This is a genomic window from Rothia sp. HMSC068F09 (genome assembly GCF_001812775.1).
Lineage (GTDB): Bacteria > Actinomycetota > Actinomycetes > Actinomycetales > Micrococcaceae > Rothia > Rothia mucilaginosa_A.
Genome location: NZ_KV810430.1, coordinates 227,032 through 243,126, shown reverse-complemented (window position 1 = coordinate 243,126; position 16,095 = coordinate 227,032). Strand labels below are relative to the sequence as shown.

General features: G+C 61.5%; 15 protein-coding genes and 1 tRNA gene. 12 read left to right on the top strand and 4 right to left on the bottom strand.

What is annotated here, in order from left to right:
* Positions 1-53: 53 nt before the first annotated feature.
* Positions 54-1,088 carry a mycothiol synthase gene (mshD, locus tag HMPREF2874_RS07850; protein WP_141754255.1) on the bottom strand — a complete coding sequence of 345 codons (1,035 nt, stop codon included), beginning with the start codon at positions 1,086-1,088 and terminating at the stop codon, positions 54-56.
* 122 nt (positions 1,089-1,210) lie between these two features.
* Positions 1,211-1,888: a winged helix-turn-helix transcriptional regulator gene (locus tag HMPREF2874_RS07845; protein WP_070649886.1), complete on the bottom strand. Its 678-nt coding sequence runs from the start codon at positions 1,886-1,888 to the stop codon at positions 1,211-1,213.
* Positions 1,889-2,392: 504 nt separating this feature from the next.
* Between HMPREF2874_RS07845 and HMPREF2874_RS07840 the strand changes: the two genes are divergently transcribed.
* Together HMPREF2874_RS07840 and HMPREF2874_RS07835 are read left to right on the top strand one after the other, a co-directional pair.
* Positions 2,393-3,085 carry a heme-binding beta-barrel domain-containing protein gene (locus HMPREF2874_RS07840; protein ID WP_049331824.1) on the top strand — a complete coding sequence of 231 codons (693 nt, stop codon included), beginning with the start codon at positions 2,393-2,395 and terminating at the stop codon, positions 3,083-3,085.
* A gap of 70 nt (positions 3,086-3,155) precedes the next feature.
* Positions 3,156-4,409 carry a CAF17-like 4Fe-4S cluster assembly/insertion protein YgfZ gene (locus tag HMPREF2874_RS07835; RefSeq protein WP_070649885.1) on the top strand — a complete coding sequence of 418 codons (1,254 nt, stop codon included), beginning with the start codon at positions 3,156-3,158 and terminating at the stop codon, positions 4,407-4,409.
* Positions 4,410-4,506: 97 nt separating this feature from the next.
* Here the strand turns inward: HMPREF2874_RS07835 and HMPREF2874_RS07830 are convergent, their stop codons facing one another.
* Positions 4,507-5,538: a 6-phosphofructokinase gene (locus HMPREF2874_RS07830; protein ID WP_070649884.1), complete on the bottom strand. Its 1,032-nt coding sequence runs from the start codon at positions 5,536-5,538 to the stop codon at positions 4,507-4,509.
* 357 nt (positions 5,539-5,895) lie between these two features.
* The gene (locus HMPREF2874_RS07825; protein ID WP_070649883.1) at positions 5,896-7,098 is read right to left on the bottom strand and encodes a pyridoxal phosphate-dependent aminotransferase; all 1,203 of its coding nucleotides are present in this window, start codon (positions 7,096-7,098) and stop codon (positions 5,896-5,898) included.
* Between the two features lie 365 nt (positions 7,099-7,463).
* Here HMPREF2874_RS07825 and HMPREF2874_RS07820 point away from each other — a divergent pair.
* The 10 genes from HMPREF2874_RS07820 to HMPREF2874_RS07775 all read left to right on the top strand — a co-directional run bounded on the left by HMPREF2874_RS07820 (position 7,464) and on the right by HMPREF2874_RS07775 (position 16,010).
* Positions 7,464-7,536, top strand: a tRNA-Trp gene (locus tag HMPREF2874_RS07820).
* A gap of 76 nt (positions 7,537-7,612) precedes the next feature.
* Positions 7,613-7,891 (top strand): preprotein translocase subunit SecE, encoded by a 279-nt coding sequence (secE, locus tag HMPREF2874_RS07815; protein WP_049331833.1) that lies wholly within the window; start codon positions 7,613-7,615, stop codon positions 7,889-7,891.
* 124 nt (positions 7,892-8,015) lie between these two features.
* Complete coding sequence (nusG, locus tag HMPREF2874_RS07810) at positions 8,016-8,762, top strand: transcription termination/antitermination protein NusG (protein WP_070649882.1); 747 nt, start codon at positions 8,016-8,018, stop codon at positions 8,760-8,762.
* A gap of 287 nt (positions 8,763-9,049) precedes the next feature.
* On the top strand, positions 9,050-9,478 hold the full coding sequence (rplK, locus tag HMPREF2874_RS07805) for a 50S ribosomal protein L11 (protein WP_049331838.1): 429 nt from the start codon (positions 9,050-9,052) through the stop codon (positions 9,476-9,478).
* A 136-nt stretch (positions 9,479-9,614) separates the two neighbouring features.
* On the top strand, positions 9,615-10,310 hold the full coding sequence (gene rplA, locus HMPREF2874_RS07800) for a 50S ribosomal protein L1 (protein ID WP_049331841.1): 696 nt from the start codon (positions 9,615-9,617) through the stop codon (positions 10,308-10,310).
* A 268-nt stretch (positions 10,311-10,578) separates the two neighbouring features.
* Positions 10,579-11,553 carry a TDT family transporter gene (locus HMPREF2874_RS07795; RefSeq protein WP_070649881.1) on the top strand — a complete coding sequence of 325 codons (975 nt, stop codon included), beginning with the start codon at positions 10,579-10,581 and terminating at the stop codon, positions 11,551-11,553.
* Between the two features lie 89 nt (positions 11,554-11,642).
* A complete protein-coding gene (locus HMPREF2874_RS07790) occupies positions 11,643-12,833 on the top strand; it encodes an ABC transporter ATP-binding protein (protein WP_070649880.1) in 1,191 nt (396 codons plus the stop codon).
* A 408-nt stretch (positions 12,834-13,241) separates the two neighbouring features.
* Positions 13,242-13,772, top strand: coding sequence for a 50S ribosomal protein L10 (gene rplJ / locus HMPREF2874_RS07785; RefSeq protein WP_049331849.1), 531 nt, complete (start codon positions 13,242-13,244; stop codon positions 13,770-13,772).
* A gap of 152 nt (positions 13,773-13,924) precedes the next feature.
* Entirely contained in the window at positions 13,925-14,299 is a 375-nt protein-coding gene (rplL, locus tag HMPREF2874_RS07780; protein ID WP_049331852.1) for a 50S ribosomal protein L7/L12, read from the top strand.
* 169 nt (positions 14,300-14,468) lie between these two features.
* Positions 14,469-16,010, top strand: a complete 1,542-nt coding sequence (locus HMPREF2874_RS07775; RefSeq protein ID WP_070649879.1) for a glycoside hydrolase family 32 protein — start codon at positions 14,469-14,471, stop codon at positions 16,008-16,010.
* The last annotated feature ends 85 nt before the right edge of the window (positions 16,011-16,095 follow it).

The window sequence follows — 16,095 nt, the reverse complement described above, 5'->3', positions numbered from 1 at the left end:
CCGGGGCGGGCCCGGCATGCAATGAGGCCTGAGCGGGCTCGCGTGCGGGAGGGCTAGGCGGCGTGACCGGGAGCGTACATGCGGTCCACCGTGGCCACGCTGAATCCCAACGAGGTGTACAGCGAGTAGGCCGCGGTGTTGTCGGCATCCACGTAGAGCTCGATGGCGTGCAGGGGCTCGCCCGATTCGTCGGCGGCCAACGCCAGGTAGGCCAGCGCTCGCAAGGTCAGGGTGCGGCCCAAGCCGCCTCCCTGCGAGTCGGGGTTCACTCCCACCACGTAGATTTCGCCGGCGGGGGAGAGCTCGCCCCTCACCTGCCCGGTCGGAATCTTGGTCCAGGTAAACGCAGCAATCGAAGCGTCGTCCTCCTTCTCGGAGGCGATGAAGAAGCCCTCGGGACGGAACCAATCGGAGCCGGTGCGCTCGCGCAAATCGGCCAGGGTGAGCTTGCCCTGCTCAGGGTGGTGCGCAAAGGCGGCCGCGTTAACCCGCAGCCAGGGGAACTCGTCCGCGCCCGTGTAGGTGCGCATCCGCAGGTTCTCGGGGAGAGCGCGCGCGTCGGAGCGTTCAACGAGGTCCTCGCGGGTTGACTCGTCCAGCGGCAGAACCATCTTGTACAGAACGCGCACCGGGCTGAATCCGTGCAGGGTCGCGAAGGCGTGCGCGGGGGTTTCGATGCCGGTGTCGTTGGCGCTTCCATGCACCCAGAGGCGGTATCGCACGGCATCCTCACCGAGCTGACGGACGGCGTGCTCGAAGAACGCGCTTCCCGCGCCGCGACCGCGGTAGGCGGGAGCCACGGCCGCCTCGATGACGCCGCCGTCCTCATCGGAGATGGGAGTGAGGGCCACGAAGGCGGCCGCGATGGTGCCGCCGTCTTCGGCCAGGAAGAGGCGGGGAGGGGTGAGGGTGCGCTCGCGCAGGGCCTTGGTGAGTTCGATGCGGGTCTGCTCGGAGAATGCCGAGACGCCGTCGTGGAGCGCAACCTCGCGGGCAAAAGCATCGAAACGGTCCAGCAGCTCGGCGGTGAGTGCGGGTTCGGTGTAGACAAGGTCGGTTGAGGGAGGGGTTGTCTGACTGGTGGCCATCATTGCCTTCTTTCGTAGCCTTCCCTTTAACTCTACCGGGGAATATTGTTCTTTGAAGAGTTTGGTCTAGGTTACGAACGAATATGACGGGAACCGACCGTCCTACGCCCCTCGCGTGTCGGTTATCGGGTCGAGCTGAAGGAATATCCCACGTTGCGGACGGTCGAAATCATCTGCTCGTGCTCGGTACCCAGCTTCGATCGCAGGCGACGCACGTGCACGTCGACCGTGCGGGTGCCGCCGTAGTAGGAATCGTAGCCCCAGACCTCCGAGAGCAGCTGCGCGCGCGAGAAGACGCGGCCCGGGTGCATGGCCATGAATTTGAGAAGCTCAAACTCCTTGAAGGTCAGGTTGAGCGCGGCCCCGGAGAGATGCGCCGAATAGGCCTGCGTGTCGATGACCAGGTTGCCGGCCCGGATGATGCGTTCCTGCGTCGAATCGTCCTGGGGCTCGGCCTCACTCACGATGGCCAGGCGCAGGCGGGCATCCATTTCGGAGGGGGAAGCCTGGTCCGAAACGATGTCGTCCACCTGCCAGGAGGAGGCAACCGCCGCCATGCCACCCTCGTTAAGAAGCGCGATGAGGGGGAGCTGTAGGCCGGATGCACGGAGCAGCTGGGCGCTGTGGCGAGCCTGCACGAGCGCGGTTCGGGCATCCAGTATGACCAGGTCAAACCCCTGATCCTCGAGGACCGTATGCGCCGTGTCGAGGGGGAAGAGCTGCACCCGGTGACTGAGGAGGCTCAGAGAGGGAACGACGTCCTGAGCCGTGGTGTCGCTCAGAAGCGCAATACGGTACACGTTCTCTCCCTTCCTACACGTCACGCGGCGGCTTGATAAATCTCTTCTAGTGTACCCGCCCGGCCCCCAACCGCCGGGAGCGGCGCCCGCCTCAGACTAAGGACACCCCGCCCCGCCAGCCCCTCGTGCGCTCTTTCGCGCTGGGGCGTGTGGTAGCTTTAAGACATGGATAACAATCTTATGGCTCTCGAAGCTTTCTTCATGGTGCTGATGGCTATCATCTCCGTGTGCATCGCAATCGGTGCTTTCGCGGTGTTGCGCGGCCTCTTCAGCGGTCAGAAGTAATCTTCCGATAAGGGCAGAAGTACAAGCCTGACATAGGGCATTGGGTGGTTCGCGAGCCGCCCGCGCCAATGACGGCGTAAACCCCCGTCCGGGTTCATCCGGACGGGGGTTTCCTATGCCTGTTTTCTCCGGTGGACTACCGGCGGTAGGCTTCTGGGCCGCTGGCGAACTCGCAGCATATCTCTATCCGTTGCCTGCCCTAGCCGGTAAAATGTGGGTATGGCTATTGAAATTCCTTCCAACCTAACCCCTGAACTCGTTCCCTTTGCGTGGCTCCTCGGTACCTGGGAAGGCACCGGAACCATGTGGTACGAGGGTCAGGAAAACACCCCCTTCGGCCAGATTATTACCTTTGAGCAGGATGGCCTGCCCTTCATCGAGTACCGCGCCGAATCTTTCCTCCTCGACGACGAGGGTAAGAAGCTCCGTCCCATCACCGTAGAGACCGGCTTCTGGCAGATTGATCGTCCTCTCACCGATGCCGACGGCGGCTTCGGCATCGTACCCAAGGACGTCGTTCCCGCCTTCGCCGACGCGGAGAGCGTCGAGACCCTGCGTAACGAGGACGACGGCTTCTCCCTGCTCGCAACCATCGCCCACCCCGGCGGTATCAGCGAGAATTACGTGGGCATGGTTAAGGGCCCGGTCGTGCGCATGCAGACCGGCAACCTGTTGCGCGACGAGATTTCCCACGAGTACGCCGGCTCGGTGCGCCTGTGGGGCCTGGTCAACGGTAACCTCATGTGGGACTGGGAGATTGCGGATGCCGAGGGCAAGCTGCACAAGCACGCTTCCGCCGAGCTGCGCAAGACCTCCTCGATGACCGGCGATTCCCTGGGAACCTCGATGTTCGGTTCCCTGGACGGCGAAGAGCCCACCGGCGAGCCCTCCGATAAGCCCGCCGCCGAATAGTTCGTGCCAATAGCTAGAGCCTGCCCCGCTCCCCGGCGGGGTGGGTTCTTTTGTGTGAAAGGTTTCCTCCGTGACTGAATCTTTGACCGACTCGGCCCGGGCCGAACAGGCCAGGACCGCACACCTCGCAAGCGCCCTGCTTTCGGTGAGCGGGGCTTTTGCAGCCGGCGGCCCCGACGAGGGTGTGGCGGCCCACTACGGCGACCCCATCCACGAGCAGCGAGCCCTGAGCCGCGACCGTTCCGCCGGGGTGGACGAACCCCTGGTGGTGGTAGACCGCTCGTCCCTGGGCATCGTGCGAGTGACGGGCCCGGACCGCCTAACCTGGCTGACCTCCATCGCCTCGCAGATTCTGAGCGATATGAAGGCCGGCGATAGCCGTGAATTCCTGCTGTTGACCCCGCAGGGACGCATCGAATACGCCCCCGCAGCCTTCGAAGACGGTGAGGCCCTCTGGCTCATCGTCGAGGGTGACCAGGCCGAACCCCTGGCGGAGTACCTCAACCGCATGAAGTTCATGTTGCGCGTCGAGATTCAGAATCTCAGCGACGAGTACGCGGTGCTCGAGACGAGCCGCGATCCCCGCGGTGCTGATGGAGTAGTACATCCGGCCCTGGCCGCGGCGCTCGCCGGTGCCTCCGCCGAAGGCCTGCCGGTGTGGGAGGACCCCTGGAACACCCCCGCCCCGGGCGGCTACCGCTACGACGAGGCCGGGGATGCGCACCCGGGAGCCGACTACGTGCGGTTCTGGACGATTGTTCCTCGCGGGGTGCTGAACGTCCTGGCGGAGAACCGCGAGGGTGTTCGCCTCGCGGGCGTGTGGGCCGCCGAGGCCCTGCGCATCGAGGCCTGGCGTCCCCGATACGGCACCGAGGTGGATGACAAGAGTATTCCGCAGGAGCTGGACTACTCCCGCACTGCGGTGCACTTCGATAAGGGATGCTACAAGGGGCAGGAGACGGTCGCGCGCGTGCACAACCTGGGCCGCCCGCCGCGCCGCCTGGTATTCCTGGACATCGATGGTTCGGAGCACACCCTGCCGGCCGTCGGCAGTGAGCTCTTCGTGGAGGGTAAGGCCCGACCGGTCGGCCGTATCACTTCGGTGGCGCTGCACCACGAGGCCGGGCCTATCGCCCTGGCTGTCATTAAGCGTGGCGTTGATCCGAAGGCGCCCCTGCGCGCGGTAGACGGTGGGGATTTCCTGCCCGACGGGTCCCCGGCACCGGCCACGGAGTATGCGGTGGCCCAGACGACTGTGGTTTCGCCCGATTCGGGCGAGGTGGCGCGCCGTTCCCTCTCCGGTCAGGAGTTCTTGAAGCGTTAGAAACCGACTCTCTGTTCTTTCTGGAAGCGTAGAAACCGTCGAGGCGGGCACTCGCGATGGAGTGCCCGCCTCAGCGGTTTTGTGTACGGGGTGCGGCTTAGCGGCCGAAGAGGACGGCTGCTTCGTCCCAGCGTTCCTGAGGTACGGACTTCAGACCGTCCAGTGCCTCTTCGAGGGGTACATACTTGATTTCGGTGCCCTGGACCGAAACCATCTTGCCCCACTGCTTCTGTGCGACCATGTCCACGGCGCCCATGCCCAGGCGGGTTGCCAGCACGCGGTCGAAGCCGGTGGGGGCGCCACCGCGCTGGATGTGGCCGAGGATGGTGTTACGGGTCTCGATGCCGGTCATGCGTTCGATTTCGTGGGTCACGTATTCACCAATGCCACCGAGGCGCGGACGACCGTCCTTCTCGGTACCCTTGTTGGCCATGACATCGTCGAAGCCCTCGGGGATGAAGCCCTCGGCAACAACGACCAGGGGAGAGCGGCCGCGGTCGTGTACCTCGGTGACCCACTCGGCGACCTGGTCCATGGAGACCTTGACCTCGGGAATCAGGATGGCGTGTGCGCCTGCCGCCATACCGGAGTGCAGCGCAATCCAGCCGACGTGACGACCCATGACCTCTGCGACCATGCAACGGTGGTGCGACTCACCGGTGGTGCGGATGCGGTCCATAGCCTCGGTTGCGATGGAGACTGCGGTGTCGAAACCGAAGGTGTAGTCGGTCGCGCGCAGGTCGTTATCAATGGTCTTGGGCACGCCGATGACGGGCAGGCCGGCGTCGGCCAGGCGCTTGGCGCCGGCGAGGGTGCCTTCACCGCCGATGGCGACGATGGCGTCGATGCCGTGACGCTCCATCATGATTTCGATGTTTTCGGGGCCGCCGTTGGGGCCGTCGAAGGGGTTGGTACGGGAGGTGCCGATGATGGTACCGCCCTGGGCTGCCAGGCCGCGGACCTTCTGGCGGGGCAGGTCCATGTAGTCGCCCTCGACGACGCCTCGCCAGCCGTCACGGAAGCCGACGAATTCGTAACCGTACTTCTTGACACCGTTGAGCACGGCACCTCGAATGACAGCGTTCAGGCCGGGGCAGTCGCCGCCGGAAGTAAGCAGACCGATCTTCATGTTGGCTCCTTGTGAATGTCTGCGCGTCGGGGGTGTGTTGCGCGCGTATATAACTATGGCCTCCACGAAGTCGGCACGCACGAAAGTGCCGCTCGGGAGGTCATTCTCTTGGTCTCTATTTTAGCGGGGTTTGGGATGTGTGGGTAGTGGTGGATTGGGGTGGGAATGGCCTCATTCCGGCATAAAAGTTCAGGTGCTTTACACCCTCAGTCGGCATATTTTGAGCGGGTGCTTGCCGCATCCGCGCCCTGACAACGAAGAGAGGCCCGGGGCCTGCCTCCACCGCAGTGGTAGAGGCAGGCCCCGGGCGCTCAAAAAAATATTTAACGATTCATGAAACGCACTCGCGAGAGGCGACTAATCGCGTGCACGACCCAGTAGTTCCTGCAGACGGGCAACGCCTTCGGCCAGATCGTCATCTCCCAGGGCGTAGGACAGGCGCAGGTAGCCGCTGGGGCCGAAGGCTTCGCCGGGAACAACGGCAACTTCGGCCTTCTCGAGGATGAGCTCGGCGAGCTCGGCGCTGGTCTGCGGGCGTACGCCGTCGATTTCCTTGCCCAGCAACTCGCGAACGTCCGGGTAGGCGTAGAACGCGCCGGTGGGAACGGGGCAGTGCACGCCCTCGATAGCGTTGAGGCCCTCGACAATGGCGCGGCGGCGGCGGTCGAAGGCAGCGTGCATGACCTTCACATCGTCCTGCGGGCCGGTCAGAGCGGCCAGGGCGGCACGCTGGGCGATGTTATTGACGTTGGAGGTCATGTGCGACTGCAGGTTAGAAGCCGCAGCGATAACGTCGCGAGGACCAATCATCCAGCCCACGCGCCAACCGGTCATGGCGTAGGTCTTGGCCACACCGTTGAGGATTACACAGTGATCGGCCAGCTCGGGCACAGCCTTCAGAATCGAGACCGAGTCGGTGCCATCGTAGGTGAGGTGTTCGTAGATCTCGTCGGTCAGAACGAAGATGCCCTTCTCCAGGGCCCACTGGCCGATGGCGCGGGTTTCCTCTTCGGTGTACACGGCACCGGTCGGGTTGGAGGGGGAGACGAAGATGAGCGCCTTGGTGGCGGGGGTGTAGGCTTCCTCGAGTTGCTCGACGGTGACCTTGTAGTGCTGGTCGCTACCGGCAAAAACCTCAATGGGGTTACCGCCGGCCAGGCGGATGCATTCGGGGTAGGTGGTCCAATAGGGAGCCGGCAGCAGAACGTCGTCGCCCTCGTCAATGACCGTGGCGAAGGCCTGGTACACGGCCTGCTTGCCGCCGTTGGTCACGATGACCTGGGAGGGATCGACCTCAACGCCGGAGTCGCGCAGGGTCTTGTCCGCGATGGCCTTCTTCAGCTCGGGCAGGCCGGAGGCGGGGGAGTAGCGGAAGTTCTTGGGGTCCTTCAATGCTTCGTGGGCGGCATCCACAATGTGCGCGGGGGTAGCAAAGTCGGGTTCGCCGGCACCGAAGCCGATGACGGGGCGTCCCTGAGCCTTGAGTGCTTTGGCCTTTGCATCAACGGCAAGGGTTGCGGAGGGTGCAATGGCACCGATACGGCTGGAAATGCGCGCCATGGGGGCTCTCTTCTCTCTTATTGTGTGTTGCGGGGGCGAAACGCCGGTGAGGTCGTAGCCGGCGGGCCCGTCGGAGGGTGCGCGGGGTGCGTCACCTCGTGCGTTCCTCGTGTGTAAAGATGCGTTACTTCCTTATAGGATACGGGGCATCGCCGGAGATAGGATACCTCCGAAAGAAAGAATGGACAGCCTTTTTCTGAAAAAATATTGCGTTCTGGAGTTGCACGAGCGCGTCGGCATGGTTTAGAGTTAGTTCTGCACCCGCAAGGGTGTAATTGTTTGCCCCTCTAAAGCCCACTGGCTTAGGAGGCAATGGAGGAGCGAACGAGTGAGAAGCAACTCTCACACCGAAGCTCAGGCTTCAAAGGGTGGTGGCTCAATTGGTAGAGCAGCGGTCTCCAAAACCGCAGGTTGCAGGTTCGAGTCCTGTCCGCCCTGCTTAAATTGCCTCAATAAACGATTGTACGCCCGCACTCCGGGCGTACTTTTTTAGATACAGAAAGGGGCAGAAGAAATGGCATCGTCTGCTACTGCCACTCAGGCTGCTGAGTCTGGCGCATCCTCAAAGAGCGATGAGAAGCGCGGTTTCTTCGGCCGTATTTTTGCATTCCTTCGCGAAGTTATCGCGGAGTTGAAGAAGGTTACCACTCCCACCGGACGCGAGCTGATTGGTTACTTCCTCGCGGTTCTGCTGTTCGTCGTGGTGATGCTCCTGCTGATTTCCGGCCTGGATTATCTGTTCGGGCAGGGGGCATTCTGGATCTTTGGTAACGGAACGATTCAGCGTAACTAGCTAACCGATATCGAGCGCATCCCCGGTGGGGTGTTGCGCCGAGTATCATAATTTTTCCCGGATTATTGATTGGTGCTGCGTATGCAGCGCAGCCAGATCGTAAGCGATAGAAAGTAGGAGCGACGTGTCCGAGCAGGAACTGGTATCCGAGATTGAAGAGGTCGAGGTAGCCGCTGCTGAGGTTGCCGAAGAGGCCGAAGCTGTCGAGCAGCTGGCCGAGGAGGCTACCGAGGCTGTTGAGGCAGCCGAGGAAGTTGCCGAGGCGGCTGAGGAAGTCGACGCTCTGGAAGAATTCAAGTCGAAGCTGCGCCGTCAGGTGGGCGATTGGTACGTGGTACACACCTACTCGGGTTACGAGAACAAGGTGAAGACCGGTATCGAGACCCGTATCCAGAACCTCGAGGCCGAGGACGAGATCTTCGAGGTCCAGGTTCCCATGGAGACCGTGGTCGAGTTCAAGAACACCGTGAAGAAGACCATCCGCCGCGTGCGCGTTCCCGGCTACGTGCTGGTCCGTATGGAACTGACCGACCACTCGTGGGGCGTTGTGCGCCACACCCCGGGCGTGACCGGCTTCGTGGGCCAGGATGCGTACAACCCGGTTCCGCTGCGCATGGATGAAGTCTTCGAGATGCTCCTGCCCGTCTTCGAGGAACAGCAGCAGAGCCAGGGCCTGCCCGTCTCCAAGCCCGTCGTTGAGTCCGACTACACCGTGGGTGAGAACGTCCGCGTGAAGTCCGGCGCATTCGAGGGTATGGACGCCACCGTGTCCGAGATTAAGGCCGAGGCTCAGCAGATTGTCGTGATGATTTCCGTCTTCGGCCGCGATACCCCCGTGACCCTGAGCTTCACCGAGATCGAGAAGATCTAGCGAGGCTGTAGCGCGTGAGCGAGCCCGGTACCCGAAAGGGGCCGGGCTCGCTCTGCGTTAACCCGTGTCTTTTCATTCCCGCCGCCGGTCGTTCGTTCCGGCGCGCGCCTCCGATATTAGCGAATACCGATGAACACTGGATTAAGCGGCGGATTAACGCTAAAATGTTGGTTTGTGTATGCGCACGTCACGCTTTCGTGCGCGCACGCCGATGGCCGCGCCACGGTCATCACCCTGCCGGCGTACGCTCCTGTGCGTCGGTTCCCAGCTAAGAAAAGGACCCTACATTGGCTCCCAAGAAGAAGGTCACTGGCCTCATTAAGCTGCAGATCCAGGCAGGCGCCGCTAACCCGGCTCCCCCCGTCGGCCCCGCACTGGGCTCGCACGGTGTGAACATCATGGAGTTCTGCAAGGCATACAACGCTGCAACCGAGTCGCAGCGCGGTAACATCATCCCCGTTGAGATTACCGTCTACGAGGATCGCTCCTTCACCTTCATCACCAAGACCCCTCCGGCTGCCCAGCTGATCAAGAAGGCTGCTGGCGTTGCTAAGGGTTCCGCTGTTCCCCACACCACCAAGGTTGGCTCGCTGACCGAGGCTCAGGTGCGCGAGATCGCAGAGACCAAGATGCCCGACCTGAACGCAAACGACCTGGATGCAGCATCCAAGATCATCGCAGGTACCGCTCGTTCCATGGGTATCACCGTCGAGTAATTTCGGTTCGCCGAATAGCCGAGTGATCGGCACCGTAGATTTTTCTACACAGAACTTGTAAATGCCCGTCGAGTGACGGGATGTGGCAGAGCCGAGCGCGGCTCACGAGACCACAACTGCATAAGGAGAAAAGCAGATGGCAAAGCGCAGCAAGGCGTACAAGGCAGCTGTAGCCAAGATTGAAGAGGGTAAGCTCTACACCCCCGCCGAGGCAGTCGCCCTGGCGAAGGAGACCTCTTCCACCAAGACCGACGCAACCGTTGAGGTTGCAATGCGTCTGTCCGTTGACCCCCGTAAGGCAGACCAGATGGTTCGCGGTACCGTGAACCTGCCCCACGGCACCGGTAAGACCGCTCGCGTGGTCGTTATCGCAGCAGGCCCCAAGGCTGCTGAGGCCGAGGCAGCTGGCGCTGACTTCGTTGGTTCCGACGACCTGATCGCAAAGATTGCCGGCGGCTGGACCGACTTCGACGCAGCGGTTGCAACCCCCGACATGATGGGCAAGGTCGGTCGCCTGGGTAAGATCCTGGGTCCCCGTAACCTGATGCCGAACCCCAAGACCGGTACCGTGACCATGGATGTTGCAAAGGCTGTTGCAGACATCAAGGGCGGTAAGATCGACTTCCGCGTTGACCGTAACTCCAACCTGCACTTCATCATCGGTAAGGCTTCCTTCACCGCTGAGCAGCTCGAGGAGAACTTCCAGGCAGCACTGGAAGAGATTAACCGTCTGAAGCCCTCTTCGGCTAAGGGTCGTTACATCTCCAAGGCAACCGTTGCTACCACCTTCGGCCCCGGTATCCCCGTTGATCCGGCTTCCGTTGCTGCCTAAGGTATGCACCTGTAGCGTCTAGCATTCGCTAGTGATCGCCCCCGACGTGCGAACGTCGGGGGCGATTTTTTGTGCGCGGATTTGTGCGAAGAAGCATGACACAGCGTGAAGAAGGTTGTTTAAAGTGCGTCATGAACTTCCAGTTTTTATAGGCTTAAAACGTAGAATAAACTCCTGGCCGTGATTACCCCGGCACCGCTAAAACCGATGGCGGAGGAAGCCCATGCGCTTCCTATCCGCTCCCGATTCATGACGAGAGATAGAACCCATGTCTTCTTCCACTCGGAACGCGCAGCTGGCCCGTCGCGGCCTCAGCCTGCCGGTCAACTATTTTGCCGTGGCGCTGGGCACCGGCGCGCTGGGTGCAGCCTGGCGTACCGGAGCGTCCAAGGGCATGGCTCCCGGGTGGGTGGGGGAGAGCATCCTAGCCTTCAATGCCGTGGTATGGCTGATTCTCGTGGCCGCCCTGGTGCACGCGGTGGTGAAGTACCGCACGTGGGTGCGAGGTTTTTGGGAGCACCCCGCGCGTACCTGCTTCTTTTCGCTGGTTCCGGCGACGACGGCGCAGGTGGGTGCGGCTCTCTACCCGTATGCTGAGGTCCCGGCTCTCACGCTGGTTGTGCTGGGCGCTGTGGGCCAGTTGTATTTCGCCTCTCATTGTATTGCTGGCACGTGGCGTGGCGGGTATGCGCCCGAAGCCGCCTCGCCGGTGCTGTACCTGCCGACCGTGGCGACGAACTTTGCAACCGCTACGGCGATGGGTTTTGTCGGGTGGCACGATATGGCGATGCTTTTCTTCGGCGCGGGCCTGATTTCGTGGTTTAGCATTGAGGGCGCGATTCTGAGCCGTCTGCGCACCCTGACCCCGCTGCCCAAGGGGGAACGCGGAGTCATCGGTATTCAGATGGCCCCGCCCTTTGTTAGTGGTAACGCGTATCTGGCGGCTAACGGCGGCACGGTGGACTGGTTCTTCCTGGTGCTGACCGGTTACGGCATTTTGCAGCTGTTCTTCTTGATGCGCCTGCTCCCGTGGACTCTTGAGGGTGGCTTCTCGATGAGTATGTGGGGTTTCTCCTTCGGTATGGCGTCCATGGCAGCGAGCGGTATTCGTCTGACCGCGGCTGGCATGTTGGGGCTGGTGGGCCCTGCGCTGACGGTGGCGGGCACGGCCTTCCTTGTTTTCCTCTGGCTGAGTACGCTGTATCTGGCCGTCAAGGGTCGTCTGCTGGTGCGCCCGAATTAGGGCGTCTACACGTTCTAAATCCGTAGTTTTATGACGGCCCTTATCTTGCGCGAGGTCTGCCGGGGGAGTGAATCATCCATAATGAGGGCATGACTTCTGTACCTTCTCGTCGCTCTTCTTCTGCCGCTCCCGGGGCCGTTGCATCCGAGGAGTCCTTTGACGGCCTGCGTATCCGGGGCATCTCAAAAACTTTTGGGGCTAACACCGCGGTCTTGCGTGAGATTGACCTGGATGTTCGACCCGGCGAGATGATTTCGCTGGTTGGTTCCTCGGGTACCGGTAAGTCAACGCTTCTTCGCATTATTGCCGGCCTGGAGGACCCCACGACGGGTCGGGTGACCTACGGCGGTCAGCCTCTGGAGCGCGGCTCGGTGGGTATGGTGTTTCAGCGTCCCATTCTGTACCCGCATCTGAGCGTGAAGGATAATATTCTCTTCCCCACGCGTCTGCATGCTTTTTCCGGTGAGGTCGATATGGACTATTACCGCGAGCTGCTGGCAGCCCTGAAGCTTGAGGGCTTGGAGAACCGCAAGCCTTCGCAGCTGTCGGGCGGTCAGGCCCAGCGCGTGGGCATTGCCCGAGCCCTTATCCGTCGTGCTCCCGTGGTTCTTTTTGACGAGCCCTTGGCCAGCGTTGACGAGGAGATGAGCGCGAGCATCCGAGCCGATATTGTGCGCCTGCACGAGCGTTACGGTTTCACCGGCTTGTACGTGACTCACGATCAGAACGAGGCGCTCATGCTGGGTCACCGTGTGGCGGTCATGGACTCCGGCTACCTGGTGCAGGTGGATACCCCGGGTCGTCTTTTGGACTATCCTCACACCCTGCAGGTGGCGAAGCTGCTTTCGGCCCCCGCGCTGAATCTGCTGGATATCGAACCGGAGGATTCCCTGCCCGCCGATTGCCGCTTGGCGATTCGTGCCTCCTCCTTCTACGAATTGGGTGGGGGAGAAGCCGAACAATCGCACGGTGTCCTGTCGGCGCAGGTTCTGGGGCAGCGTCACCTGGTGGGCGGTATGCTCTACCGCGCGGCTCTGAATGAGACCGCAACTTTGCCTGTGGCTTCGGAACAGCTGGGGGCGGACGGTCATCCCGTGGAATCCTCGAATGTTGAAAATGCTGAGTACTCGGTGCGTGTGCCGGCCGGTCAGGAGCTGGAATTCTTTGTCTCTGATGCCGAGGGAATCTCCTACGCAATTGGTAGCGATGTGCAGCTGGGCGTTGCTCCGCAGCGGTGCTTCCTCTTTTCCGGGGGCAAACGCTTCTACCTGGGTGGATAGCTCGAGTTTCGGCGTTGTTTCGATGTCGAGCTGAGGCCGGTAAATCCCGCTGTTGGCAGGGGTTAAGAGCTTTTTAAGTGATTAACCCCGCTTAACGGCAGGATTTTCCTGTTTTAACTTGCGGCCTGTCCGAGAACCTGAGATGATAAACGAACCAAAGACCGCCGGTCTAGAACTATGTCCTTTATCGCCACCTCGATGGAGACGAAGAACAGGGTTCTGATAAGAGCTGATTTCCCTCAAGAAATCGCCGCCCGCGTAGGTGACTCGAAGTGAATAGCCGCAAACCCCCTGAGGGTTTCGTCTATCGTGCCTCGTACGCCTGCGCGTCGAGGCATTTTTTATTGCTTGCAATAGTGCTTCGAGGCTCTACCGGCGACCTTACAAGAATCGGAAGAAGGAACTACCATGGCGACTCAGGAAAAGATCGCTGCAGTATCCGAGCTGAAGGAACTCTTCGAAGCTTCGAACGCAGTCATCCTGACCGAATACCGCGGTCTCACTGTTGCACAGCTCAAGGAGCTGCGTCGCGCACTCGGTGCAGAGACCGAATACGCCGTGGTGAAGAACACGCTGGCTGCTATCGCAGCTAAGGAAGTTGGCATCGACGCATTCGAAGGCCACCTCCACGGTCCCTCCGCACTGGCATTCATCAAGGGCGACCTGATCGATGCTGCCAAGGGCCTGCGTGACTTTGCCAAGGCTAACCCCCAGCTGATCGTGAAGAACGGTTACTACGAAGGTGCCGCTCTGTCCGAGGACGACGTCAAGCGTTACGCTGACCTGGAATCCCGCGAGGTTCTGCTGTCCAAGGTTGCAGGTGGTGCAAAGGCTACCATCGCACGCATCGCACAGGTTGTGGACGCACTGCGCGTTAAGCTGGAGGAGCAGGAAGGCGCAGCTCCCGCTGCTGCCGAGGAGGCTTCGGAGGAGGCATAAGCCCCTTCGTGCTACTGCACCAGCCGCTGAGATACTCAGCAGCGCACAACGCAACAGCGTATGCGCACCCTTAGTTTGACCGACCCCTACGGGGTGGGTACCCAAGATTTACACAGCGGGGCGACCCGCACAGATAGTGAAGGAGCCAAACAATGGCTAAGCTGTCCATCGAAGAACTCATTGCAGCATTCAAGGAACTGTCCCTGGTTGAGGTTTCCGAGTTCGTCAAGGCATTCGAGGAAGAGTTCGACGTCACCGCAGCTGCTCCCGTTGCAGTTGTCGCAGGCGGCGCAGCAGGCGAGGCTGCTGAAGAGAAGTCCGAGTTCGACGTTGTCCTGGAGTCCGCTGGCGACAAGAAGATCGCAGTGATCAAGGAAGTTCGTGCCCTGACCTCCCTCGGCCTGAAGGAAGCAAAGGACCTGGTTGACGGCGCTCCCAAGACCCTGCTCGAGGGCGTTTCCAAGGAAGACGCTGAGAAGGCTAAGGAGCAGCTCGAGGCTGCCGGCGCATCCGTCACCCTCAAGTAATCGACTTCTTCTCGATTCTTACGCGGGCGGTACATCCACTGGATGTGCCGCCCTGCGGCATTTAACGTCCTCTGTGGTGCCTCTCTCCTTGGCCCGGTACGGGGCTCCGGGGTGCCGTATGATGGGATGAGACAACCCAGACATTCTTCCTGACGAAAACGGATAAGACATGAGCGAGCAGAAGAAAAAGAATCAGAAGTCCTCGCCCCGCCCCGCCCGTGACCTGGCGGCAGAGGCACAGCAGATCCTGGATGCTTTTGGTGCCGGAGTTCGCGAAGATCGCGACTACCCCGCCCTGCACCTGGCTCCTCCGGTCGGCCGCCTGAACGACCCGAACGGCCTTGTCTTTGACGGCAAGCGCTACCATGCTTTCTACCAGTACTCGCCCCTGCACCCCGAGCGCATGGTGTACTGGCGTCACGCTGTGAGCGAGGACCTGACCCACTGGACCGATGAGGGCACTGCTCTGGTCCCGGATAGCCGCTACGACTCGCACGGTTGTTACTCGGGTTCCGGAATTAAGGTTCCCGGCGGTTTTGAGTTCTTCTACACCGGTAACGTCAAGGACTCCAAGGGTAACCGCGAGACCTACCAGATTCTTGCCACCGCCGGTGAGGACGCCAAGCCGACTCGTCAGCTACCCCCGCTGATTTCCGGCCCCGAGAAGGGCTACACCGCCCACTACCGAGATCCGCACGTGTTCCAGCGTGACGGTCGCTGGTGGATGGTCATTGGCGCGCAGCGCGAGGATAAGACCGGTGCCGTGGTGGTGTACACCTCCGAAGATCGCCGCGACTGGACCTTCCGCGGCGAGATTGGCATTAAGGACAAGGCCCTCAAGGGCAGCTACATGTTCGAGTGCCCCTCGTTGCTGACCCTGCGTGATGAGCTGACCGGCGAATTGCGTGACGTGCTGATCTTTAGCCCGCAGGGACTGGAGCCGCTGGGGGAGAAGTACAACAACATCTTCCAGAGCGGTTACATTGTGGGCTCGCTGGATAATAAGACCCTCAAGTTTAAGGTGGAGACCCCCTTCACCGAGCTGGATGCGGGCTTTGAGTTCTACGCCCCGCAGACCATCTCGGGCACCGGTCTGAGCGCCGACCCGGAGGCACCGCACACCGCAAGCGGCGATGCCCCGGTGATGATCGCCTGGCTCGGCAACGCGGATCAGGATGACCTGCCCTCGTGGAGCCACCGCTGGGTGCACATGTTCACCTACCCGCGTGAGCTACACCTGCGCAACGGCAAGCTCTTCCAGCGTCCGGTTCCGCAGCTGAACGACGCGATGGAGATGAAGCCGCTGTACCGCGAGGAGGAGAAGGGCAAGCTCGTCGAGCTGAAGAACGCCCTGACCTTCCGCCTGCGCGGCCGCGTGAACGTGGCTGATGAACGGGTGAAGATCAAGATTAAGGACACTCACGGTGTGGCCCTGAGCATCGTACTGGATAAGGACTTTGTGCAGATGGACCGCGGAGGTACCCGCTACACCGAGGGCGGTAGCCTGCGCCGTCGCAGCCTGAAGCGTTCGAAGATTCGTGAGTTCGACCTACTGGTGGACGGCTCGGCAACCGAACTGTACGTGGGCGGCAAGCTGGCCGCCTCTATGGGTGCAGAGGTTATGACGGCTCGCACCTTCTTCAAGGGGGATAAGCGCCGCGTCCGCCTGACCGGTGGCGAGGTGCTCTCCCTGGAGTACGGCCGCCTTTAGGCCCGCCGTGGCTCTCCCCGCGGACCGATGTTCGCGTGGGCCGAGCGGAAAGCGAATAAATGTGCCGGAGGGCTCACTCTCTTGA

What these genes read in the sequence shown, in the direction of transcription:
- mshD (WP_141754255.1), bottom strand. Translation starts at nt 1,088, where the DNA reads ATGGCCACCAGTCAGACAACCCCTCCCTCAACCGACCTTGTCTACACC.
- HMPREF2874_RS07840 (WP_049331824.1), top strand. Translation starts at nt 2,393, where the DNA reads ATGGCTATTGAAATTCCTTCCAACCTAACCCCTGAACTCGTTCCCTTT.
- HMPREF2874_RS07830 (WP_070649884.1), bottom strand. Translation starts at nt 5,538, where the DNA reads ATGAAGATCGGTCTGCTTACTTCCGGCGGCGACTGCCCCGGCCTGAAC.
- HMPREF2874_RS07825 (WP_070649883.1), bottom strand. Translation starts at nt 7,098, where the DNA reads ATGGCGCGCATTTCCAGCCGTATCGGTGCCATTGCACCCTCCGCAACC.
- secE (WP_049331833.1), top strand. Translation starts at nt 7,613, where the DNA reads ATGGCATCGTCTGCTACTGCCACTCAGGCTGCTGAGTCTGGCGCATCC.
- rplA (WP_049331841.1), top strand. Translation starts at nt 9,615, where the DNA reads ATGGCAAAGCGCAGCAAGGCGTACAAGGCAGCTGTAGCCAAGATTGAA.
- HMPREF2874_RS07795 (WP_070649881.1), top strand. Translation starts at nt 10,579, where the DNA reads ATGTCTTCTTCCACTCGGAACGCGCAGCTGGCCCGTCGCGGCCTCAGC.
- HMPREF2874_RS07790 (WP_070649880.1), top strand. Translation starts at nt 11,643, where the DNA reads ATGACTTCTGTACCTTCTCGTCGCTCTTCTTCTGCCGCTCCCGGGGCC.
- rplJ (WP_049331849.1), top strand. Translation starts at nt 13,242, where the DNA reads ATGGCGACTCAGGAAAAGATCGCTGCAGTATCCGAGCTGAAGGAACTC.
- rplL (WP_049331852.1), top strand. Translation starts at nt 13,925, where the DNA reads ATGGCTAAGCTGTCCATCGAAGAACTCATTGCAGCATTCAAGGAACTG.
- HMPREF2874_RS07775 (WP_070649879.1), top strand. Translation starts at nt 14,469, where the DNA reads ATGAGCGAGCAGAAGAAAAAGAATCAGAAGTCCTCGCCCCGCCCCGCC.